The organism is Rhizobium aethiopicum, assembly GCF_014197535.1.
In the GTDB taxonomy this organism is placed as follows: domain Bacteria; phylum Pseudomonadota; class Alphaproteobacteria; order Rhizobiales; family Rhizobiaceae; genus Rhizobium; species Rhizobium aethiopicum_A.
In genome coordinates this window covers 65,936-88,971 of record NZ_JACIFV010000012.1, presented here as the reverse complement: position 1 = coordinate 88,971, position 23,036 = coordinate 65,936, and the positions used below count along the sequence as shown (strand labels likewise).

The window sequence follows — 23,036 nt, the reverse complement described above, 5'->3', positions numbered from 1 at the left end:
TAGGACGTAGTGCATCTGCTCAAGAAGATTAGGTGCCGTTCGTCGCTAAGACCTATCTGTCAGGTTCATAAATCCGTGAAGTCGGCCTCGCCGCCGACGCGCAGCGAGACGTTCGATTTATGAACCTGGAGTGTAAGCGCACGTCGTTTCGCAAGGTCGCCAGCTGTCCTCATTCCCGACAGGTGGGAGCCGTGAGGCCATTATCGGAAGGCGCCGAGATCATTCAATATCGTTGATGCTATCCATAAGCTCTATTCGTTTGAATGATAGGTCGACGAAGCCCATATTAACAGCGTGGACATGGACGAGCCTCCCATCGACGACCATGCCCCTGACCCAGGAAAGGAACTGGATAATGACCACGCTCACCTATCGGGGTGGTGGCAAGACCCTCACCTCCGGCGAAGGCCGCTTTGATCTGGGCCATTACGCCCACAAGCTCGTGCTTGCCTGGACACGCTGGCGGACCGCCCGTGAAATCGAAGCCATGCCGTTTGACGTCCGCAAGGATATCGGCTGGCCGAGCACCGACGACAGCAAACACCGGACCATGTAATGAATGCGACATTCCTCCTGAGATGAGGGCGGCGTCTGCCTCGCGCAACGCCGCCTTTTTCCTGCCCGCCGTGCCGTTCCCAGCCGTCTTCAGCCCTGAATTTCAGTCGCCTATAAGCCTGTTTTCTGCTCCGACCGGCGATATGACCGGTCAAATTCCGGTCAATGTCGCATATTTGCTCTTCCCGGCCGCATTTTTCCATGCCACTGTCGCTTTTAGGACATCGGCGCGACGCATTCCGCGCAACGAATATGTCATCGCCCCTCGAGCATGGATTTCGCTATGAACAGGATGCAGATCAAGAAGCGCTCACTGGTCTTCTTTATGGTACCGCAATTCACCATGCTGCCCTTTTCGGCAGCGGTGGACACCTTGCGCATCGCCAACCGCATGCTCGGCTATCAGGCCTATACCTGGCGGCTCGCGTCGGTCGACGGAGAGAAGGTCTATTCCTCCTGCGGCATCGGCATCGAGGCAAATTCCTCGCTTGCCGAGGAACGCCGGCATCTGGGCGGCGAAAACCGTCCCGGCATGGTGCTCGTCTGTTCCGGCATCGATATCGAGGAATTCAACAACAAATCCGTTAATGCCTGGCTGCGTGAATGCTACAATCGCGGCGTCGCTGTCGGGAGCCTCTGTACGGGCGCGCATGTGCTTGCGCAGGCCGGTCTTCTGAACGGCAAGCGCTGCGCCATCCACTGGGAGAACCTGCCCGGCTTTTCCGAAGCCTTTCCGCAGGCGGAGGTCTATGCCGACCTCTACGAGGTCGACGGCAATCTCTATACCTGCGCCGGCGGCACCGCCTCGCTCGACATGATGCTGAACCTGATCGGCGAGGATTTCGGCGAAAGCCTCGTCAACCGCATCTGCGAACAGCACCTGACCGACCGCGTGCGCAACCCGCACGACCGCCAGCGCCTGCCGCTGCGCGCCCGTCTCGGCGTGCAGAACGCCAAGGTCCTGTCGATTATCGAGCTGATGGAAGGCAATCTCGCCGAGCCGCTGTCGCTGATCGAGATCGCCGATGGCGCCGGCCTCTCCCGCCGCCAGATCGAGCGGCTGTTCCGCCAGGAGATGGGCCGTTCGCCGGCCCGCTACTATCTGGAAATTCGCCTTGACCGTGCGCGACACCTGCTGGTGCAGTCCTCGATGCCCGTCGTCGAGGTCGCCGTCGCCTGCGGCTTCGTCTCGGCCTCGCATTTCTCCAAGTGTTATCGCGAACTCTACCACCGCTCGCCACAGCAGGAACGCGCCGAGCGCAAGATGACCATGGCGACGGCAAGACAGGCTGTTGCGGCTTGAGCTTCGACTACTCGTTCGTGGTGCTCAGCTTGCGCCGAGCATCTGCCTCCGCGCGAGAGGACGTGTTATTCGAGAGCGGTCGAAGGTCGGAGACGGCGCGGCATATCCTCTTCTCTCCAGCGGGGAGAAGGTGGCGGCAGCCGGATGAGGGGGCCACACGGACCAGCCTTTCCATCGTAACCTATCCCGGCACGCGGGCGGAAATCCCTGGCCGTTGTGCCATAGGCATTGTTGAAGACCGGCGCCGCGGCGCCCTCATCCGCCCTACGGGCACCTTCTTGGATGAGAAAAATATAGGATATTGATGCTTGCCGGGCGGGTGGCCGCCCGCCCGGCAGCTGGTTGTCGGATCGTCACCTTCTTAGCCGTTTTGGGGCTGTGGGGAGCAGGATCGCAACCGGCTCTTCATCTGGCCCGTGTGGTTGCAGGAACCTTGGGGTTCGTATCCAAGACAGGGACGACGAAGATGACCGATAATAACATGATCTGTGCCGGAATCGATGTCGGCAAAAGCCATCTCGACATCGCCCTCCATCCCAGCAAGGCAAGGCTGAGGGTCACTTACGACACCGACGGCTTGAAGGTGCTTGACGCCTTTCTTCAAGAGCATGACGTCAGCCGCATCGGCTTCGAAGCCTCTGGCGGCTATGAATGGCGGCTGCTGGCGCATCTGCGGGCCGGCAAGCGGCCGGCGGCGCGTCTGCAGCCGGCGCAACTGCGTTTCTTCGCCAAGAGCCGGCTCAAGCGGGCCAAGAACGATCGGCTCGATGCTGTGCTGATTGCGCTCTTCACGGCAAGTCTCGAGCAGTTGCCGGCGCTGCCGGACGCACGCTTCGACAAGCTGGCCGCCGAACTGACCTATCTGGAACAGATCGAGCAGCAGATCGCGCTGGTCAAGACCTTTGCCGAGACCGCATTGTCGGAGGCGATCAAACGCCGTCACCTGCGCGAGGTCGCCCGCCTCGAAACCTGCCGCAAGGCCCATCTACTGCGGCTCGAAAAGACAGTTCGCGACGATTGCGACCTGGCGCAACGGCTCGAGCTGCTGATCTCCATCAAGGGGATCGGGCTGCGCAGCGCCCTGTGCCTGATCATTCGGCTGCCCGAACTCGGCCATGCCAGCCGCGCCGAGATCGCCGCCCTTGCCGGCGTCGCGCCCTATGACGAGGATAGCGGAAAATATCATGGCAGACGCCGCATCCAGGGTGGTCGCGAACGCCTGCGAAAGAGCCTGTTCATGTGCGCATTCACGGCAACCCGGCACAATCCGGATCTCGCCGCTTTCTACACGCGCTTGCGTCAGAGCGGAAAGGAACACCTGTGCGCCGTCATAGCCGTCCCGAAAACTCATCGTTCTCGCCAACACAATCCTCTTTCGCAAGACCGAATGGACGCCACAATACCGCAAAAATTAAACATGGTTGCTCCCCGATGGGAGAAGGGGGACTCGAGAGGTCGCGGCAGAGCCCTTTAAGCTCGTTTACCGAGCCTGAAGAATGGGCATTTGCGGATGAGAGAGGCGGATACGGCGCCGAGTAAACGAAAGCAGCCCTACTGCGCCACCTCTTCCGTCATCCTGGCGTCGGAATAGACCTGGTTACGGCCGCGATGCTTGGCCATGTAGAGGAATTGGTCGGCGGCGTTGAGATAATTCTCGAAGGTTTCGTAGCTGCCGATTTCGGCGATGCCGATCGAGATGGTGACGCCGAGTTCCTCGTCGTCGGCCGTTACCTTCAGCCGCGAAATATCCGAGCGGATCTCGTCGCAAAGCTTGGTGGCGGCGGCCGAATCCATCTGCGGGAACAGGATGGCGAATTCCTCGCCGCCGAGGCGGGAGAGCAGGTTGTCACTGCCCTCGAAGATCGTGAACAGCCTGTTTGCAACCGCCTTCAACACCTTGTCGCCGATCTCGTGGCCGTATGTGTCGTTCAGCCGCTTGAAGTGGTCAATATCGAGAATGGCGACCGAGCTCGGCACTTTCAATCGCAGGCACTCGTTCACCAGCTTCGGGCCATTGTCGTAGAAATAGCGGCGGTTATAGAGGCCGGTGAGATAGTCGCAGGCTGCAGCGGCCCTCAACTGGCGCATCTGCGCCAGCGTTTCCGCATTGTTGGCGATGCGGCATTGCAACTCCTCGGCGACGAAGGGCCGATAGACGAAATCGCTGGCGCCGGCTTTGAGGAAACTCGCGGACAGCATACGATCGTTGGAGGAGGAGACGCCGATGACGCGCAACCGGTCCGAACCGAAGCGATGGCGGATGCGCCGCGTCAGCTCGTACCCGCTCATATCGGGCATGTGATGATCAGTGACGACGAGTTCGATATCGCTATAGGCTTCGAGCGCCGCCAGCGCCTCGAGCCCCGAGCTTGCCTCGACGACCAGATATTGCTGTGCCTTCAGGAGATCGACGAGAACCTGGCGTACCGAGACGACATCGTCGACGACGAGCACCCGCGTCTTGCGGTTGGAGATCGCGCGGCGGACGGTGGCGACCAGATTGTCGAGCGCAAACTCATTGTCCTTCAGCACGTAATCGATGACATTGCGCTCCATGATCCTGTTGCGCGTATTGAGATCGAACGTGGCGGTGAAGACGATTGCTGGAATATCGTGCTCGATCGTACAGTCGAGCGCCTCGCCATAGGGCGAATCCGGCAGGTTGAGATCGACGACGGCCATGGTGTAGCCGTGACCGTCGTCGGCAAGTTCCCTGCGAAGCGCTTTCAGCGACGAGCAGGATTTGACGGCAAGGCCAAGTTCCGTCTGGAACCGGTGGCAAAGCACGGCGGAAAACATTCGGGAATCTTCAACCAGAAGTATTTTGAGCCCGCCGGAACGCAGCCCGATACCATCTCGCTGAAAATCCGCCTGAAAAGCCACAGCCGCTATTCCCCCCTGCGCCTTGCGGGCTCGACTCGGCCCTCCGCCCGGCGCGGCGGACGATAACCGAGAGGCTCATCCACGTGAAGGGGACAAATATTCGGGTTACCTGTAATTGCAAAGATCCGGCGCCCGGCGGCGACGATCGCCCGGGACTTCCTCGCGATCCGGATTCCGGAAGAGCCGTCAGGCAACCGCCCGCTCCTTGCGCATGGACTGGATCTGCAGCAGCGTGTCGAGATTCTGGTTGACGCGGCAGTAGAACTCCTCGTCGATGAAGGGACGCAGCATGAAATCGTTGCCGCCGGCCTTCAGAAACCGCGCCGAAAGCAGCCGATTCGAGGAGGAGGAAACACCGATGATGCGCAATTCGTGCGAGCCGATATGGGCCCGGATGCGCCGCGTCAGTTCAAACCCGTCGATATCGGGCATATTGTAATCGGTAATCATCAGGCCGATATCGCGATTGACCTTCAGGGTCTCCAGCGCCTTGGCGCCGTTTTCGGCCGTGCTCACTCGGAAATTATAGCGCTTCAGCCGGCTCGACAGCAGCGCGCGCGCCGTCGCGCTGTCGTCGACGATCAGCACGTGATGGCGATGATTGGTCAGGAACCGGCAGATCGACTCCGCCAGAAGGTCGACGGCGAAAATATTGTCCTTGAGGATGTAGTCGACGATGTCCTTGGCGATCAGCTTGTCGCGCATGCCCTCATGGAAGGTGCCGGTGAAGACGATGGTCGGGATGGAGAGGTCGACCAGATATTCAAGCGCTTCGCCGTTTTCGGCACCGGGCAGATTGATGTTCGAAATCGCCAGCGTGATCGGATCGGACGATTTGTCGTAGGAAAACTGCAGATCCTCGAAGTTACGGCAGATCTCTACATCAATGTCGAACAACTCCTTGAGGCGTTTGCTGATCATCGAGGTGAATACGTTTGAATCTTCCGCGACAATAATACGCGTGCCGGCAAACATCTCTCCGGAATATTGCATCCCCGAAATACCTAAAAACGCCATGATAAACCTTTAATGTAAAACCCGTCCCCAGCCGAAGTGATACATCAATTGATTTGACTAATTATTAATCAGCACGTCCCTATATGAAACGAAGAAGCGGACCAGTGGGCCACCAGTTTGTGGACAAAGTCTCCTCCGTCATGCTCGGCCTTATGCCGAGTATCTGATCACAGCAATTGCTTTGACGGGAAACATTTATTCTCAGATACTTAATGGACGCGAGCAGATCCTCGGCACAAGGGCGAGGATGACGTCGCAGGTTCTGCAGTGGTTTGTCGGAAGCCCTCGCGGCCCGATGGCCGCCTCCGATTTCTTGGACATATGATTAAGAAATAGTGCGCGAAGCTCGGGATATGGGTGCCGGTCGCGCGTGTGAAAGGCCCACTCCCGCCGCCGTCGGGCTGGCCGCACGCGGCCGAAGTGATTATAAACAGGTTACTGACCGTCCGCCGAAGAGGTCCGCCCATGACCCAACCCGACCCGGTGATCGAATGGCTTCTCGATTCCGACCCGGCGATCCGCTGGCAGGTGATGCGTGACCTCATCGAAGCTCCGGAACCGGAATGGATGGCAGAACGGGCCAAAGTGGAGACCGAAGGCTGGGGTGCAAAGCTCCTCTCCTTTCAGGACGACGATGGACAATGGGCGGGTGGCGCCTTTCTGCCCGCCGATTTCGATCCTCATGAATGGCGCGAGCACGGCCAGCCCTGGACGGCCACGACATTTTCGCTGTCGCAACTGCGAGAGTTCGGCCTCGACCCGTCATCGGAACGCGCCAGGCGCACAGTCGCATCGCTCGGCGCCAGCGCCCGCTGGGAAGAAGGCGGCCAGCCCTATTGGGAGGGTGAAGTCGAGGAATGCATCAACGGCCGGACCGTCGCAGACGGCGCCTATTTCGGCATCGACGTCTCCCGCATCGTAGAGAGGCTCACGGGCGAGCGCCTCGATGACGGCGGCTGGAACTGCGAACGCGTCCGCGGCTCCCTTCGCTCCTCTTTCGCCAGCACGATCAACGTGCTGGAAGGTCTGCTCGAATTCGAAAGATCGACAGGCGGCACGCCCCGGTCCCGCGAGGCGCGCAGCACGGGCGAGAAGTTTCTGCTCGAACGCAAGCTCTTCCGCCGTCTCGGCACCGGCGAACCGGCGGACGAACGCTTCCTGCGCTTCCTCCACCCCAATCGCTGGCGCTACGATATCCTGCGTGCGCTCGATTATTTCCGCTCAAGCGCCATGTTGACCGGCGCCGATCCAGATCCGCGCCTTGGCGAGGCGATCGGCCACCTTCGCTCCAGGCGCTCGAACGACGGCCGATGGCTGCTGGACTGGACCCTGCCCGGGCGCGTCTGGTTCCATGTCGACGAGGGGCAAGGCCAGCCGTCGCGCTGGATCACGCTGCGGGCGATGCGGGTGCTCAGATGGTGGGATAGCCAGGCATCAATCCGACACTGACGGCAAACCCAGCGAACGCAGGAAGTGCGCCTGGATCTTGTGCAGCAATTCCGCGCAAATCGACGGCGTCTCGCCGATGCCGGCCTGATTGAGGACACCGTGCACGGATTGAACAGAAACACCGCCGCAGAACCGGGACCGGCGACAAACCAGCTATTATCAGCTGCCCAGGCGGCGATGAGCTCCGTCAGATGCGTGTGAGGAAGTCACGACAAAGACCCTGCCGAGTTGCCGGAGGGCCGCCACCTAGAGTTTGCCCGCTAAGGACAGCTCTTTTCTTCCAAAGCGGGCTGCGATAACTCACGCTATCATCCCGATCACCACAGGTAAATCATGAACGTCACCATCTATCACAATCCCGGCTGCGGCACCTCGCGCAATACGCTGGCGATGATCCGCAATGCTGGCATCGAGCCTGATATCATCGACTATGTGAAGAACCCGCCATCGCGGGAGGAGCTGGCAAGAATGATCGCGGATGCCGGTCTCACCGTGCGTCAGGCCCTTCGCGACAAAGATACGCCCTACGCCGAACTCGGCCTCGACAATCCTGATCTGACCGACGATCAGCTTTTCGACGCCATGCTGGCGCAGCCGATCCTGATCAACCGGCCCTTCGTCGTCACACCGCTCGGCACACGCCTGTCGCGGCCTTCCGAGGTGGTTCTGGAAATCCTGCCGGAGACGCACAAGGGCGCCTTCGCCAAGGAAGACGGCGAGAAGGTCCTGGATGCGGACGGCAAGCCCATTATCTGAGCCGTCCAGCCTGACAGGTCCGCAATCCTACTTGACGACCGCCGAGCCTTTGACGATGTCGATCGTCTCGCCGCCATCGAGCCCGATCCGGTCCCCGTCGGGTGTCGTCATGAAGCAGCCCGAGGAGCAGAGGCTTTCGGAAGCGCCGGCATCGACCACGACTTCGACACGCTGTCCGCCCTCGGTGATGACGAGCACCACGGCGGCAGGATCGGTGTTGGTGATGGATGCGGCGTTGACCGCCGGCGCGGCAAGCAGCGGGACAAGCAAAAAGGCGGCAAATCTTGCCATCATGTGCGGCGGCGCTGACGCGCCCTCCCCTCGAAAGATCGGTGCTGCCCTCGGCAGCAATCCCGATGGAAGGTATCATGCACATAGACCTGTGAATGATGGCTGAATAAGCTGTTCAGCTCTCCGCTGCCCGCCCGCGCAGCTGGCGCACCGGCCGCTCTTCTTCCTCCACCGGTCTATCCTTGGAATTCTCATGGCCGTCCGCATGCTCCTTAACCGCATTGGGCAGAACGAGGGCAGCCTCCCGATGGATGGTAAGGTCGCTCTGTGGCAGCGGGATTTCTATGCCTTCCGCCTTGAAGCGCTTGAGGATCTCGATCCTGAGATTGTTGCGCACCGTCAGGCCGTCGCCCATATCGGCGAGGAAGAAGCGCAGCTCGAAATCGAGCGAATAGGGGCCGAAGCGCAGGAATTCGACATGTGGCTCGGGATTGCGCATGACGAGCGGTATCTTCGCCGTCAACTCCAAGAGAATATCCATCACCTGTTGCGGATCGGCGTCGTAGCTGACGGAAACCGGGATTTCCGAGCGACCGATCTTGTTGCGGTGTGTCCAGTTGCCGACGAGGCCGTTGATCAGTTCCGAATTTGGCACGATGATCGCCTGCTTGCGGAAAGTCTCGATCTCGGTTGCGCGCACCGAAATACGCTTGACGATACCTTCGGCCGTTCCGGAGACGACGTGATCGCCGACCTTGAACGGCCGCTCGACCAGCAGGATCAGGCCTGACACGAAGTTGGAGACGATGTTCTGCAGGCCGAAACCGATACCGACCGAAAGTGCCGAGGCGACAAGCGCGAAGCTCGACAGATCGATGCCGGCGGCGGAAACGCCGATGATCGCGGCAATGCCGACGCCGAGATAGCCGATGCCCGTTTTGACCGAGTTTCGCACGCCGAGATCGACATGGCTTCGAGCCATGACATTGCCGTCGAGCCAGCGCTGCAGCCAACGCGTCAGCAGATAGACGCCGGCGAAGAGCAGGATGCCGGTGCAGATTCCGAGCAGCGAGATGCTGATGCCGCCGAGCTTGACCTCGGTAAACAGCCGGAAGGCGATAAGCTGCAGATCCTGTACATGGAAGCCCCAGAGCAACAGGATCAGTGGAATGCCGACGAGCAGCGCCACCGCATACATGGCAAGACCGACGAGCAGGCCGACCTGGTCTATCGCCACCGGCCCGAGGTTGAAGCGCCGCGCCAGGAAGCGCGCGAAGAAGGTGTCGCCGAAGCTTTCCTGCCGCGAGATCGCCTTGCCGGCGAGCAGGCCGACATACATGGTGGCGACGACCGCCCCGGTGATGATGAGCTGCGTCGCGACGAAGCGGGCAAGTCCGACGTAGCCGGCAAGCGCTGTAACGATCAAAGCGGCACCGACGACGCGTAGGATGATTGCCATGCCGCGCGGCCAATGTCTGCCGGGCGCGTCGGGATCGCCGCTTCTCGCCAGCATCGGCTTGCTGAAGGAGACGGCGATCAGGATGATGCCGATGATCAGCGCAGCGATGAGGCTCCGTACGACGGTCAGTACCAGCGGCGATCCCATCGCCTCGCTGACCGTGCCGAAGAGATAGTCGAGTCCGTTGACGACAGCCATCGCCGAGAGACAGTAGCCGATCGCGCGAGCGCCGAGATTGGAAAGCTTCACCAGCCGCCAGTGTGGTTCGCTCGGCGCGAAAATGGCGTTGACGAAGCGGCCGACGAAATAGACGAGCCCGATCGTGCCGAACAGCGCGCCGATAACAGGCGCGATATCGGGTCGCAGCACATTGAAACTGTTGAGGAAGAAAAAGGAGGTAACGAGCAGGACCGCCAGCGCCAGCGTCCGGATCAGCGTCGACCAGAAGGCGATCGACAGCCTGCCGATATAGGAGGGGTTCTCGACCGCCTCATCGCGGCGCAAATACGAGCCGAACAGCCGGTAGCTGCCGGAGAGCAGGACCAGTGCTGAGGCGAGCGACAGGAAGATCGCGGCAAACAGCGGGAACCGCTTGAACTTCCAGACGAAGGAGGCCCAGCTCGCCAAGGCCTGTGAGAATTCGCTGACCTCGTGCACGAAGGCGCGCGCGGCATCGTCGAGCACCGAGACGGAGATTTCCGTGCGCCTGAAAAGCGTATCGGCGAAAAGCTGCCGCCGCATCTCGATGATCTCGTTCATGAGCTTCGTCACCGCGATCGACAGGTTTTCGGCGTCACCGGTCACCGCGTTGATCTGCGCGCGCTCGGCGGCAAGCGCGTTACGCTCGTCGGTGACGATCTTCGCCTCTGGCGGCTGTCCATCCTTCGGCGGCTCGCCGATCTCGGTCAGCCGGTTCTTGATCTGGTCGAAACGCGGCCTCAGGTTGACCGATATGGTGATGACGGCGCGGCTGAGCTCATCGGCCTTGGTCGCAAGCCCGACCAGCGCATCGTCATTATCGGCGTTCTCCTTGACGCTGTCCTGAAGCGAGCCAAGCTGGACCTTCGCCTTCTCGATCTCCTTCGCCGCCTGGGCGGAAGGCGTATCGACAAGCGGCGCCTCTGCTGCCTGCGGCTGCGGTTCCTGCGCGAAGGCTGCTGCGCTCTCGAAATGCGCACCGGCGAACGCCAGCGTCATCAGAAGAATGGTGCGAAGCAGGGTCGTTCTCAGCCGCAAAAGCGCCTCCGGAAAGGTTGTCGTCGGAATAGAATGCCAGCTTGTCGTAGCAAACAAAGGCGACAGAAAGGCGGAAGATGCCTTAAGCGCCTTGCACCGACCTTGCTCCATGCAGCACTCAACCGCTCGTTCGAACTGCTCAGAACCCCGCGCCGGGCTTGGAGAGATAGTCGAGTTCTGCTGCCGTCGATTCTCGTCCGAGCATGGCATTGCGGTGAGGAAAGCGCCGGTAGGCGGCGATTATCTCGCGGTGGCGGATCGCATAATCGAGATATTCCTCGTCGCCCAGCGCGGTGAACAATGCCACCGAACGCTCCTGCTCGTCGAGATTCTCGGCGTGTTCGAAGGGCAGGTAGAAAAAGGTTCGGCATGCATGTTCCACCGCCTGGTCGGCGCCGGCCGCAAGCGCGAGCTTGGCTTCCCGAAGCGCCAGCCCGTCGGTAGCAACGGCAAGCCCCGTGCCGCGATAGATGTTGCGGGGAAACTGATCGAGCACGATGACCGCCGCCAGCCGGCTCACCGGGTCGGCCCGCCATTCATCGCCGACGCCTGCGGCAAGCGCCAGATGCGTATCGCGGAAAACATCACGGATCTCGGCATCGAGTTCCGGCGGCGGACGAAACCATAGCTCGCGGCCGCATCGAACGAACCAGAAATCGTAGACCTCCCGGGGTGTGCGGATCGCCGTCATACTCTGCCTCCCGTAGCGTTTGGTTTGATGATGTTATGCCGGCAAGCTCTTGTAAAAATAGGACAAGGTGTGCCGTGTGCCCCCTCATCCGACCTACGGGCGCCTTCTCCCCGCTCGGGAGAAGAGGGAATCGAGACCTCGCGGCATAACCCCTTCTCCCCACGGGGGAGAAGGTGGCCCGAAGGGTCGGATGAGGGGGCCGCTCGGCACACCCTCCACTCCTATTTACGTCCCCTCACTCAACGAAAATACCAGCATCGCCCTCGTCCCGTCATGCCCGGGATCGTAAGCAAAATCCGATTTCAAGCTCGCGGCCATCGCCGTCAGAATCCGTGTGCCGAGCCCCGTTCCCCTGGCTGGGCCCTCTGGATCGAACCCCGCTCCGTCATCCTCGACGATGACGCGCAATTGCCCGTCCGTCTGGTCGACAAAAACGCGGATCTCGCCCGAGACGCTCTCGGGATAGGCATATTTGAAAGCATTGGTGACGAGTTCACTGACGATCAACCCGAGCGTGATCACCTTGTCGGTCGCCAGATTAACCGGCTTTGCAGTCAACACGATACGGTGCGGCCGTTTGTCGTCGCGCATCGAAGCTTCAAGCTCGGTCAATAGGCTGTTCAGATATTCATCGACCTGCACCGAGCCGACCTGCCGGTTGGTATAGAGCCGGCGATGCACGCTCGCGATCGCGTTGATGCGCATCTGCGTCTCGTGCAGCGCGTCGACCGCCACCTGGTCCTTGGTCATGGAAGATTGCATGCGGATCAGTGCGCCGACGAGGCCGAGGCTGTTGGCAATGCGGTGATTGACTTCGGCAAGCAGCAACTCGGCATGGTCGCGTTGCTGACGGATCACCTCCTGCGCCTGCGCCGTCTCGCGGCGGAAGCGCGCCCGCTCCAGCGCCTGTTCGAGGGCGGCCGCGAGCAGGTCGAAATAATCGGCCGAAATCCCCTTCAGCATGTAGTCATCGGCGCCCGCCTTCAGCGCCGCGACCGCGATGCTGGTGTCGTCCGACCCCGTCGCATAAATGACCGGCGGATGATCCGGAACGGACGTGATGCAGGGCAGAATGTCGAGTCCAGTCTCGCCGCTCAGGAGATGATCGAGCACGACGGCGTCGATGCCGCCCTCGGCGATCCGAGCAAGGCCGGCAGAACCATTCTGCGCCCACTCGACCGAAAAGCCGCGCCGCGCAAGGTTCTTCTGCATCAGGAGGGCGAGCCCCTCGTCGTCGTCGATATAGAGGATGTGGATCAAGGCATCCGCATCGCCGCTAGAATTGCTCATTCCGTCTCCCGGCGTTCTCTCTAAGCAACGACGGCCGCAAGGTCCGAGTCGTCGGCATGGGCACTGTCGTATTGCATTGCCCGCCCGAGGTAAACATCGCTCCTCCCTCGCTCTTGTCGCAGGCGACGTTAGCTCTTCTGGAATTTCCGATGGCCGGAGACTTCGGCGCCCGCCTCCTTCGGCAATTGCAGGAAGCGCAGCGACGAGACGATGCCGATCGCGCCGACCACGACGAAGGCCCATCGGAAGTCGGCCAGGACGGGATTGTCGGCGCCTCTGAGAGCAGAGGAAATGTTGAGCACGGCGGCGGCCACCGCAACGCCGAGCAGCATCGACATCTGCTGCAGCATGCTCGACAGCGTCGAGGCCGAGCTTCGCTGCGCCGGGCCGATATCGGCAAAGGCGAGCGTGTTCAGCGCCGTGAACTCCATCGACCGCGACAGGCCGGCGAGAAAGAGCAGCGCATGGATGAAAAACGGCGGCGTGTCAGGCGTCAGGAAACCGCAGGCAACGATCGAAATCGCTGCAATCAGCCCGTTGAGCCCGAGAACGGTTCGGAAGCCGAAGAAGCGTAAGAGCGGTGTCGTCACCGCCTTCATGCTGAAATTGCCGAGAAAATAGACGAGCAGATAGGTGCCGGCGGCAATCGAGCTCAGCCCGAAGCCGAGCTGGAACAAGAGAGGCAGAAGGAAAGGCGTCGCGTTGATGGCCGTTCGGCAAGCCGTGCCCGCCGAGAGCGTCGACATCGAAAATGTCTGGACGCGGAAAGCCGAAAGATCGAGCAGCGGATTGTCGACGGCAAGGAAATGCCGCGTCGCCATGACCGATAGGACGATGCCGGCCGCAAGCATTGAGATGACCGGCCAAAGCCCGCCCTCCCATTTGGCTGAAAGCTCCAATGCCGCGAGCAGCAGGGTCAATCCGGCCGCGCTCAGGATAAAGCCGCGAATATCCAGCCGGCCGGGATCGGCCTCGCGCTGTTCGGGCACAAAGCGCAGCACCAGCCCCATGCCGACGATGCCGATCGGAATGTTGATCAGGAAGTTCCAATGCCAGCTGGCATAGGTGGTGATGAAGCCGCCGAGCACGGGGCCGACCACGGGCGCCGTCAGCGCCGGCCAGGTGATGAGCGCGATTGCCTGGACGAGTTCGGACTTGCGGGCGTTTTTCAGCACGATGATGCGCCCGACCGGCGTCATCAGCGCGCTGCCCGCCCCCTGCAGCGCACGCCACAGCACGAATTCCGTGAGGCTGCCGGAGAGCCCGCAGAACAGTGAGGCGCCGGTGAAGACGCCGATCGACACCAGGAAGACGCGGCGCGCGCCGAAGCGGTCGCCGAGCCAGCCCGACAGCGGAATGAAGGCCGCCATCGTCAGCATGTAGACGGTGATGCCGATGCTCATCGACACCGGCTGCACGCCGAAGCTCGCCGCCATCTGCGGCAGCGAAGTGGCGACAATCGTGCCGTCGAGGATCTGCATGAAAAAGGAAACGGCAACAACCAGCGCCACGATCTTCGCCTGGCGGCCACCCGCCGCCTCTTGCCCTTGCTCGTTCGTCTCTGCCGTGGTCATCGGTCCGCCAATGGAATTCTGGGTCGCGACAGGGAAACGGGAGGAAGCCGATCGGTGATCTGCCACGCGAGGGACGCGCGGACATGGAAAACCGCGCCCTGGCTGAATACGCCCGTTGCATCGAGGCGGAAAGGCTAAATTTCGCACTGAGCGGGAATATTCAGATGCCCCCGACGGCGGGCGCAAAGAAAAAGGCCTCGCCGGAGCGAGGCCGAGTTTGTACCGCGCCGGGGAAAACACGGGAGCGGCTAACGGTCCATATCGCGCCGTCGATATCCTAGCGAGGCCCGATATCGCTGCATCGGTACGGTCAGGAAAAAAATTTCGAGAACGTGCGGAATATTTGCTCAAACAGCCGGCCTCGCCCGCTCCAATTTCGCGCGCGGCGCCTGTGCGGTGCAGCAACGATTGCCGCTTGCAATGTTTATAAAAAGGTCTATCACTAAACATATTGCTAAACATGATGAGTGAGGAGCTCATGTGAGCATTCTCTGAACGGGTGAACATGCGACGCCGGTGGGAGCCGGCTTGGTTCTGGGAGGAACTTATGCAAAAAACATCGAAAGCCCTTTTGGGGCTGGCCGCGGCATTCGTCATGTCGTCGGCATTGCCCAATCTCGCCAAAGCCGATGAACTGACGCTGTGCTGGGCCGCATGGGATCCCGCCAATGCGCTCGTCGAGCTGTCGAAGGACTTCACCGCCAAGACCGGCACGCAGATGAAGTTCGAATTCGTTCCCTGGACGAGTTATGCCGACCGCTTCCTCAACGAGCTGAATTCCCACGGCAAGCTCTGCGACCTCATTATCGGCGACAGCCAGTGGATCGGCGGCTCGGCCGAGAACGGCCACTACGTCAAGCTGAACGACTTCTTCGACAAGGAAGGCATCAAGATGGATGACTTCGTGCCGGCGACTGTTGTCGGCTACTCGGAATGGCCGAAGAACACGCCGAACTATTGGGCGCTGCCCGCCATGGGCGACGTCGTCGGCTGGACTTACCGCAAGGACTGGTTCGAAAAGCCGGAACTCCAGAAGGAATTCAAGGCGAAGTACGGCCACGATCTCGCAGCCCCGAAGACCTACGATGAGCTGAAGCTGATCGCCGAGTTCTTCCAGAAGCGGGAGATCGACGGCAAGACCGTCTATGGCGCTGCGATCTATACTGAGCGCGGCTCCGAAGGCATCACCATGGGCGTCACCAACGTGCTTTACGACTGGGGCTTCCAGTACGACAACCCGAAGAAGCCCTACGAGATGGAAGGCTTCGTCAACTCGGACGATGCGGTCAAGGGCCTCGAATTCTACAAGTCGCTCTATGACTGCTGCACGCCGCCCGGCAGCTCCAACGTCTATATGGTCGAATCCGCCGACGCCTTCAAATCCGGCCAGGTCGCCATGCAGATGAACTTCGCCTTCACCTGGCCCGGCCTCTACAAGGACGAGAAGGTCGGCGGCGACAGGATCGGCTTCTTCCCCAATCCGGCGGAGAAGGCGCATTTCGCCCAGCTCGGCGGTCAGGGCATCTCGGTGGTCTCCTACTCCGACAAGCGCGACGCCGCCCTGCAATACATCAAATGGTTCGCACAGCCTGAGGTGCAGGCCAAATGGTGGGAACTCGGCGGCTTCTCCTGCCTGAACTCGGTCGTCAACGCGCCTGATTTCGCCAAGAGCCAGCCCTATGCTCAGGCCTTCCTGGACTCAATGGCGATCGTCAAGGACTTCTGGGCCGAGCCAAGCTACGCCTCGCTGCTGCAGGCCATGCAGAAGCGCGTCCATAACTACGTCGTCGCTGGCAACGGCACCGCCAAGGAAGCGCTCGACGGCCTGGTGAAGGACTGGAGCGACGTCTTCAAGGACGACGGCAAAATCTAGTGCCTGAGGGGATTGGCGGCATCCCTCTGCGCGCCATCCTCACCAGGATGGCGGCCCGGATCGGCAGACGAGCCGGGCCGCCGGATCTTTCATATCCTAAAAGACCGGGTGAAAACTTGACCATTTCCCATTCCTCCATCGTCGAGAAAGCGGCCGACGTGACAGCAAGGGCAACGCCCGCCTCGCTCGCCCGTCATGTCCGCGGCCTCTCCGACAGGGCGATCGCGTGGCTGTTCATCGCGCCTTCCATCACCCTGCTCCTGGCGATCAACATCTTCCCCCTCATCTGGGCGGTCTATCTCTCCTTCACCAATTACCGTGCCAACCGGCCGAATGCGCCGGTCCAGGGCGTCGGGTTTGGAAATTACGAGCGCGTTCTCAACGATCCCGATATATGGCAGGCGATGCAGACCACCGCCCATTTCGTCTTCTGGACGATCCTGCTGCAGACGGTGATCGGTTTTGCGCTTGCCTACCTGATCGACCGCAAGTTTCGCGGCCATGCCTTCTGGACCACCATCATCCTGATCCCGATGATGCTGTCGCCCGCCGTGGTCGGCAATTTCTGGCGCTTTCTCTACGAGCCGCAGATCGGCCTCTTTGCCTATGCCGTCTCGCTGGTGTCGGGCATTCCCACATCCGATGTCCAGATGCTCGGCAATGTCTCTCTGGCTCCCTGGGCGATCATCATCGTCGATACCTGGATGTGGACGCCCTATGTGATGCTGATCTGCCTTGCCGGGCTGCGCTCGATCCCCGACTATATCTACGAGGCGGCCGAGGTCGACCGCGCTTCGCCCTGGCGCCAGTTCTGGTCGATCACCGTGCCGATGGCCCTGCCCTTCATCATGCTTGCAGTGCTTTTCCGCGGCATCGAGAATTTCAAGATGTTCGACATGGTGACGCTGCTGACCGGCGGCGGGCCGGGCTCGGTCACCGAGGTCGCCTCGATCACGTTGAAGCGCGCCGCCTTCGAAAGCTGGGCGACCGGCCGGGCCTCGGCCTTCGCCATCGTCCTCTTCGTCGCGGTGTTCGGCCTCGCCAATATCTACGTCAAGGCATTGAACAAGGTGAAGCAAAGATGAGCGCCGCCAATACAGCCCATTCGGTCGTAGAGCCGAGCCTCAACAGCAAGCGCATCGCCGGCACGATTGTCGTCCTCTATGCGCTGATCACCCTCATCCCGCTCGTCTGGATCTTCCTGACCAGCATCAAATCGCCGCCGGATTCGATCAGCTATCCCCCGAAGATCGTCTTCACGCCGTCGCTCGAGGGCTATTGCAATCTCTTCACCACGCGCACCCGGCAGACGCCCGATTATATCGCCTCGCTGCCGGCGCCGGTCGGCACCTGTGATGAGGTAACCCGCAAGCGCAACATGGTGATCGCGGGCCCGTCGAACTTCCTGCCGCGCTTCGTCAACTCGCTTGTGATCGCCTTCGGCTCCACTTTCCTCGCGGTCTTCCTCGGCACGCTCGCCGCCTATGGCTTTTCCCGCTTCAGGGTGCCGCTCGCCGACGACCTGCTGTTCTTCATCCTGTCGACGCGCATGATGCCGCCGATCGCCGTCGCCATCCCGATCTACCTGATGTATCGCGAGCTCGGCCTGTCGGACACTGCACTCGGCATGATCCTGCTCTATACCGCCGTCAACGTCTCGCTTGCCGTCTGGCTGCTCAAGGGCTTCATCGACGAGATCCCGCGCGAATACGAGGAAGCGGCGATGATCGACGGCTATACGAGGCTGCAGGCCTTCCGCAAGGTCGTGCTGCCGCAGGCGACCACCGGCATTGCCGCGACCGCGATCTTCTGCCTGATCTTTGCCTGGAACGAATATGCCTTCGCCGCTCTTCTGACGTCGGGCGAGGCCCAGACCGCGCCGCCCTTCATCCCGACGATCATTGGCGAAGGCGGGCAGGACTGGCCTGCGGTCGCCGCCGGCACGACGATCTTCCTGATCCCGATCCTGGTCTTCACCATTCTCCTGCGCAAGCAGTTGCTGCGCGGCATCACCTTCGGAGCCGTCCGCAAATGAGCCACCTGATCGAAACACGCACCCGCACCCCTGCCCGTCCAAAACGAATGTTCTTCCTGCGCCGCGGCCCGATGGAGAATATCGCCACGGTGCTGATCGGGCTCGGCTTCCTGATGCTGTTCCAGCCCTTCCTGCTGGTGCTCTACACCTATTCGCTGGTGACCCTACTCTTGGGCACCGTCATGTTCATCATCGTTTCGAAATTCCCGGAGTGAACCATGGCGGACATTCGGATTGAAAATCTCCGCAAGGAATTCGGCAGCTTCGTCGCCGTTCAGGATTCGAGCTTCACCGTCCATGACGGCGAGTTCCTGGCGCTGCTCGGGCCCTCCGGCTGCGGCAAGACGACGACGCTTCGCATGATCGCCGGCCTCGAGTTGCCTTCGAGCGGCAAGATCCATCTCGACGGCGAGGACGTCACCTTCAACCGTGCCAGCGCCCGCGACATCGCCTTCGTCTTCCAGCTCTTCGCGCTCTACCCGCATATGAATGTGCGCAAGAACATCGGTTTCCCGCTGCTGTCGCAGGGCATGCCCAAGGCCGAGATCCGCCAGCGCGTCGAAGAGACCGCCCGCCTGCTGCAGATCGATCATATTCTCAACCGCTCGGTTTCGGGCCTTGCCGGCGGCGACCGGCAGCGGGTAGCGCTCGGCCGCGCCATCGTCCGCCGCCCGAAATGCTTTCTGATGGACGAGCCGCTCGGCACGCTGGACGCCGAGTTCCGCGAGATCATGGTCCATGAGCTGCGCGAACTGCACAATCGCATCCATGCCACCACCGTCTACGTGACCCACGACCAGCACGAGGCGATGGCGATGGCCGATAAGATTGCCGTCATGAACCACGGCGTCATCGAGCAGTTCGGCACGCCGCAGGAGATCTATGCCAAGCCGGCCACCATGTATGTCGCCGACTTCATCGGCTCGCCGCCAATGAACTTCATACGCTTCACCTCCGGCCTGAAGAGCGGCGACATGTCCATCTTGCTCGACGGTGTTAATGTTGCCGTTCCAGAAATCCATCAGGACATGGCCGAAAGCGAACTAGCGCTCGGTGTCAGGCCGGAGCATATCCGCTTCAGCGACGCCTCGCACCTTCGTGGCGCGGTCTATGGCAGCGAATATCTCGGCACCAACCAGGTTGTAGCAGTGGAAACCCCGGGCGGCCTGATCAAGGCCCGCGTTCCCGCCAACCGCAGCTTCCGGATCGGCGAGACCGTGGGCCTTGAATTCAACCCGGCGAACCTCGCGCTCTTCGACTGCGTCTCGGGCCGCGCGGTGCTATCCCAGCTCTATCAGGAGACCCGGCATGGCTGATGTCGTCCTCAGAAATCTCAGCAAGCGCTTCGGCGACACCCAGGCTCTTGATGAGCTCGATCTTTTTATCCGAGACGGTGAATTCGTCGTGCTGCTCGGTCCGACAGGCGCCGGCAAGACCACGACGCTCAGGCTGATCGCCGGGCTCGAAAGACCTGATAGCGGCCGCATCGAGATCCGCGGCCGCAATGTCGCGGCCGAAGCGCCGGCCGGGCGCGACGTCGCCTTCGTCTTCCAGCAATATTCGCTCTATCCGCACATGACGGTTTACGAGAACCTCGCCTTTCCGCTGAAGGCGCCGGTGCGCAAGCTGAGCGCAGACGAGATCGACCGGCGCGTGCGCGAGGTCGCGCGCATGGTCCGCATCGACCACAAGCTGGAAAACCGCTCGACCAGGCTCTCCGGCGGCGAGATGCAGCGCGTCGCCATCGGCCGGGCGCTGGTGCGCCGGCCAGCAATCTATCTGATGGACGAACCGCTGTCCTCGCTCGACGCCAAGCTGCGCGCCGAACTGCGCCTCGAGCTGAAGCGCATCCAGAAGGAGCTCGGCTCGACGCTGCTCTACGTCACCCACGACCAGGTGGAAGCCATGACCATGGCCGATCGCATCGGCATCGTCGCCGAGGGCCGGCTGATGCAGCTGGGAACGCCGCGCGAGATCTATGGCAATCCCACCAACCTTCATGTAGCCGCCCGACTCGGCCAGCCGCATATCAACCTCCTGCCGGCGGACCTGCTGCCGGGCGGCCATCCGCCCTCCGGGACCAAAACAGTCGGCGCGCGCACCGAACATCTCGATATCGTCGTCGGCAAGGACGCAAACGCCGAGGTCGACTGGATCGAACATCTCGGCGACCAGAACCATCTGCATATCAGGGCGGGCAATCACAAGCTCGTCACACTCGCGGATCCATATCTGGCGATCGCGCCGGGCGACCGGATCAGCCTGACGCTGCGCGATCCGCTTTATTTCGATGCGGCTGGACAGCGCCTGTCGTGACCGGCAAACAAAACCGATGATGGCATGAAAAACAAACGGACGGGTCTCAATCGATGAAACACTTCTTCAACCGCAGGGAAACGATCGTCGCCGACGCTCTGGACGGCCTGCTTCTGACGACGAGCAGCGGCCGTCTCGCCCGTCTCGACAGCTTTCCCGACATCAAGGTGATCCTGCGTGCGGACTGGGACAAGTCCGAGGTGGCAATCATCTCGGGCGGCGGCGCCGGCCATGAACCCTCCCATGCCGGCTTCGTCGGTAAGGGCATGCTGACGGCGGCCGTCTCCGGCGAGATCTTCGCCTCGCCGAGCGTCGATGCGGTGCTGACGGCGATCCGCGCCGTGACCGGCCCGAAAGGCGCCCTGCTGATCGTCAAGAACTATACCGGCGACCGCCTGAATTTCGGCCTTGCCGCCGAAAAGGCGCGCGCCGAGGGCTTCGACGTCGAAATGGTTATCGTCGCCGACGACATCGCCATCCCCGGCATCAACCAGCCGCGCGGCGTCGCCGGCACGCTGTTCGTCCACAAGATATCAGGCTATCACGCCGAAAAAGGCGAGGACCTGAAGACGGTCGCGGCCCATGCCGCGGCTGCCGCCGGCGATATCGTCTCGCTCGGCATGTCGCTCTCCACTTGCAGTGTGCCCGGCCAGGCGCATGAGGATCGCCTCGGCGCTGATGAAGGCGAACTCGGCCTCGGCATCCATGGCGAACCCGGCGCCGAGCGCATCGCGCTGCAGCCGGTCGCCGATATCGTCGCTGCCATGGCGGCGCGCCTGACTCCGGTCTTGCGCGAGGGAGCAGACCACGCCCTCCTCATCAACAATCTCGGCGCCGTGCCGCCGCTCGAAATGACGGTCATCGCCAAGACAGTGCTGTCCTCGCCGCTTGGCCGCCACGTCAGGCTGATCGTCGGCCCGGCGCCGATGATGACCGCGCTCAACATGAATGGCTTCTCGCTGTCGCTGATCCGGCTGGATGGCGCGCGCGAAGCGGCGCTGACGGCAGCGGTCGAGCCGCATGCCTGGATGCCGGCCGTCGAACGCCACGAGATCAAGGTCATCCCTGCGCCGAGGACGGCGGTCAGCCTGAACGGCGCGGCGACACCAGGCGAGAACAGCCGGAACCGTCACCTGATCACCGCACTCTGCGAGCACCTGATCTCTCTGGAAAGTGAGCTTAACCGGCTGGACGGCCGTGTCGGCGATGGCGATACCGGCTCGACGGTGGCCGCAGGCGCCCGCAGCGTGCTCGCCCGCCTCGACACGCTGCCGCTCGATAGACCGGCGGCAACGCTTGCCTCGCTCGGCGATATCCTCGGCGCCAGTATGGGCGGATCGAGCGGCGTGCTGCTGTCGATCTTCTTCACCGCCTCGGCAAAGGCGATGGCCGATAAAGCCGATATATCAGCAGCTCTTCTTGCCGGGCTCGACAGGATGACGTTCTATGGAGGAGCAGGGGTCGGCGACCGGACGATGGTCGATGCGCTGTCGCCTGCCCTGCAGGCGCTCGCGTCGGGCGATATCGCTGCCGCGGCAAGAGCAGCGGCATCAGGTGCGGAGTCGACGAAGACGATGACGAAGGCGAGAGCCGGACGCGCCTCCTATGTCGGCGAAAGGGATCTGGCGGGTGTCGCCGATCCCGGCGCGGTCGCGGTTGCCGGCGCGTTCGGCGTGGCGGCAAGCCTCGCCTGACCGGGTAAAGTTCGAAAGCCCGCGGGGAGACGGGCGACAGGGAGGAAGGCAGTGCAGGCGGAACAGGTGCTTGTGGCGGGATTGATAGAAGTGTGCCGCGCGACGATCGCGGAAAACGCCGATCACCTCTGCGCACTCGATCGCGCCATCGGCGATGGCGATCACGGAACCAATATGCGGCGTGGCTGCGAGGCGGTGAGCGCCGAGGGCGAGAGCGTGTCGAGCCTGCCCTTCCCCGACGCCGTGGAAAAGATCGGCCTGACGCTGGTGATGAATGTCGGGGGGGCGGCCGGCCCGCTCTACGGCACGCTGCTGATCGAGATCGGCCGCGAGCTTCGCAAAAATGGGGAGAAGGCCGATTTTTCACTGGTGCTGAAACAGGCGATCGACGCCGTGGCAAGGCGCGGGCGGTCGCACGCTGGCGACAAGACGCTGCTCGACGTTCTCTATCCCGTCCATGCGGCGCTGGCCAAGCGGTCTCCGCTCGGTGACGTAGCCCGCAAGGCCGAACGCTCCGCCAATAGGACCGCCGCGATGAAGGCAATGCGCGGACGCGCCGCCTATCTCGGCGACCGCTCGATCGGCCATGTCGATCCCGGCGCATCGAGCTGCGCGCTGCTGACCACGGCGATCTGCCGCTATCTCGGGGAGCACCGCCCCCAATGAATGAAAGG

General features: G+C 61.8%; 20 protein-coding genes. 13 read left to right on the top strand and 7 right to left on the bottom strand.

Annotated elements, in window-relative coordinates; translation table 11 throughout:
* Nucleotides 1-355 precede the first annotated feature (355 nt).
* The 3 genes from GGD53_RS17465 to GGD53_RS17455 all read left to right on the top strand — a co-directional run bounded on the left by GGD53_RS17465 (nt 356) and on the right by GGD53_RS17455 (nt 3,332).
* On the top strand, nt 356-556 hold the full coding sequence (locus GGD53_RS17465; RefSeq protein WP_064803254.1) for a hypothetical protein: 201 nt from the start codon (nt 356-358) through the stop codon (nt 554-556).
* Between the two features lie 282 nt (nt 557-838).
* Nucleotides 839-1,858 (top strand): GlxA family transcriptional regulator, encoded by a 1,020-nt coding sequence (locus GGD53_RS32275; protein ID WP_041678677.1) that lies wholly within the window; start codon nt 839-841, stop codon nt 1,856-1,858.
* Between the two features lie 466 nt (nt 1,859-2,324).
* Nucleotides 2,325-3,332: a transposase gene (locus GGD53_RS17455; protein ID WP_210303249.1), complete on the top strand. Its 1,008-nt coding sequence runs from the start codon at nt 2,325-2,327 to the stop codon at nt 3,330-3,332.
* 77 nt (nt 3,333-3,409) lie between these two features.
* On the opposite strand, the gene GGD53_RS17450 is transcribed toward GGD53_RS17455, so the two are convergent.
* Both GGD53_RS17450 and GGD53_RS17445 read right to left on the bottom strand, forming a co-directional pair.
* A complete protein-coding gene (locus GGD53_RS17450) occupies nt 3,410-4,741 on the bottom strand; it encodes a GGDEF domain-containing response regulator (protein ID WP_184457812.1) in 1,332 nt (443 codons plus the stop codon).
* 186 nt (nt 4,742-4,927) lie between these two features.
* On the bottom strand, nt 4,928-5,758 hold the full coding sequence (locus GGD53_RS17445; protein WP_184457811.1) for a response regulator: 831 nt from the start codon (nt 5,756-5,758) through the stop codon (nt 4,928-4,930).
* 465 nt (nt 5,759-6,223) lie between these two features.
* Here GGD53_RS17445 and GGD53_RS17440 point away from each other — a divergent pair, with 465 nt between their 5' ends.
* Nucleotides 6,224-7,207 carry a squalene cyclase gene (locus GGD53_RS17440; RefSeq protein WP_184457809.1) on the top strand — a complete coding sequence of 328 codons (984 nt, stop codon included), beginning with the start codon at nt 6,224-6,226 and terminating at the stop codon, nt 7,205-7,207.
* A gap of 333 nt (nt 7,208-7,540) precedes the next feature.
* Nucleotides 7,541-7,963, top strand: coding sequence for an arsenate reductase (glutaredoxin) (gene arsC / locus GGD53_RS17435; protein ID WP_184457807.1), 423 nt, complete (start codon nt 7,541-7,543; stop codon nt 7,961-7,963).
* A 27-nt stretch (nt 7,964-7,990) separates the two neighbouring features.
* Here the strand turns inward: arsC and GGD53_RS17430 are convergent, their stop codons facing one another.
* From GGD53_RS17430 to GGD53_RS17410, 5 genes are all read right to left on the bottom strand, one after another.
* Nucleotides 7,991-8,257: a hypothetical protein gene (locus tag GGD53_RS17430; protein WP_064810608.1), complete on the bottom strand. Its 267-nt coding sequence runs from the start codon at nt 8,255-8,257 to the stop codon at nt 7,991-7,993.
* Between the two features lie 112 nt (nt 8,258-8,369).
* Nucleotides 8,370-10,889 (bottom strand): mechanosensitive ion channel family protein, encoded by a 2,520-nt coding sequence (locus GGD53_RS17425; protein WP_184457805.1) that lies wholly within the window; start codon nt 10,887-10,889, stop codon nt 8,370-8,372.
* A 139-nt stretch (nt 10,890-11,028) separates the two neighbouring features.
* Nucleotides 11,029-11,580, bottom strand: a complete 552-nt coding sequence (locus tag GGD53_RS17420; RefSeq protein WP_088395601.1) for a DUF924 family protein — start codon at nt 11,578-11,580, stop codon at nt 11,029-11,031.
* 225 nt (nt 11,581-11,805) lie between these two features.
* The gene (locus tag GGD53_RS17415; protein ID WP_184457803.1) at nt 11,806-12,870 is read right to left on the bottom strand and encodes a sensor histidine kinase; all 1,065 of its coding nucleotides are present in this window, start codon (nt 12,868-12,870) and stop codon (nt 11,806-11,808) included.
* A gap of 128 nt (nt 12,871-12,998) precedes the next feature.
* A complete protein-coding gene (locus GGD53_RS17410) occupies nt 12,999-14,444 on the bottom strand; it encodes an MFS transporter (RefSeq protein WP_184457801.1) in 1,446 nt (481 codons plus the stop codon).
* A 547-nt stretch (nt 14,445-14,991) separates the two neighbouring features.
* Between GGD53_RS17410 and GGD53_RS17405 the strand changes: the two genes are divergently transcribed.
* From GGD53_RS17405 to dhaL, 8 genes are all read left to right on the top strand, one after another.
* Nucleotides 14,992-16,317, top strand: coding sequence for an ABC transporter substrate-binding protein (locus GGD53_RS17405; RefSeq protein ID WP_184457799.1), 1,326 nt, complete (start codon nt 14,992-14,994; stop codon nt 16,315-16,317).
* 116 nt (nt 16,318-16,433) lie between these two features.
* The gene (locus GGD53_RS17400) at nt 16,434-17,402 is read left to right on the top strand and encodes a carbohydrate ABC transporter permease (protein ID WP_184457797.1); all 969 of its coding nucleotides are present in this window, start codon (nt 16,434-16,436) and stop codon (nt 17,400-17,402) included.
* The gene (locus GGD53_RS17395) at nt 17,399-18,352 is read left to right on the top strand and encodes a carbohydrate ABC transporter permease (RefSeq protein ID WP_184457795.1); all 954 of its coding nucleotides are present in this window, start codon (nt 17,399-17,401) and stop codon (nt 18,350-18,352) included. Before GGD53_RS17400 ends, GGD53_RS17395 begins: the two co-directional genes overlap by 4 nt.
* Nucleotides 18,349-18,567 carry a hypothetical protein gene (locus tag GGD53_RS17390; RefSeq protein WP_184457793.1) on the top strand — a complete coding sequence of 73 codons (219 nt, stop codon included), beginning with the start codon at nt 18,349-18,351 and terminating at the stop codon, nt 18,565-18,567. Before GGD53_RS17395 ends, GGD53_RS17390 begins: the two co-directional genes overlap by 4 nt.
* 3 nt (nt 18,568-18,570) lie before the next feature.
* Nucleotides 18,571-19,668, top strand: coding sequence for an ABC transporter ATP-binding protein (locus GGD53_RS17385; RefSeq protein WP_184457791.1), 1,098 nt, complete (start codon nt 18,571-18,573; stop codon nt 19,666-19,668).
* Nucleotides 19,661-20,668: an ABC transporter ATP-binding protein gene (locus GGD53_RS17380; protein WP_184457789.1), complete on the top strand. Its 1,008-nt coding sequence runs from the start codon at nt 19,661-19,663 to the stop codon at nt 20,666-20,668. The genes GGD53_RS17385 and GGD53_RS17380 overlap by 8 nt, the downstream gene beginning before the upstream one ends.
* A 53-nt stretch (nt 20,669-20,721) precedes the next feature.
* Nucleotides 20,722-22,362, top strand: a complete 1,641-nt coding sequence (locus GGD53_RS17375; protein WP_184457787.1) for a dihydroxyacetone kinase subunit DhaK — start codon at nt 20,722-20,724, stop codon at nt 22,360-22,362.
* Between the two features lie 51 nt (nt 22,363-22,413).
* Entirely contained in the window at nt 22,414-23,028 is a 615-nt protein-coding gene (gene dhaL / locus GGD53_RS17370; protein ID WP_184457785.1) for a dihydroxyacetone kinase subunit DhaL, read from the top strand.
* Nucleotides 23,029-23,036: the final 8 nt, after the last annotated feature.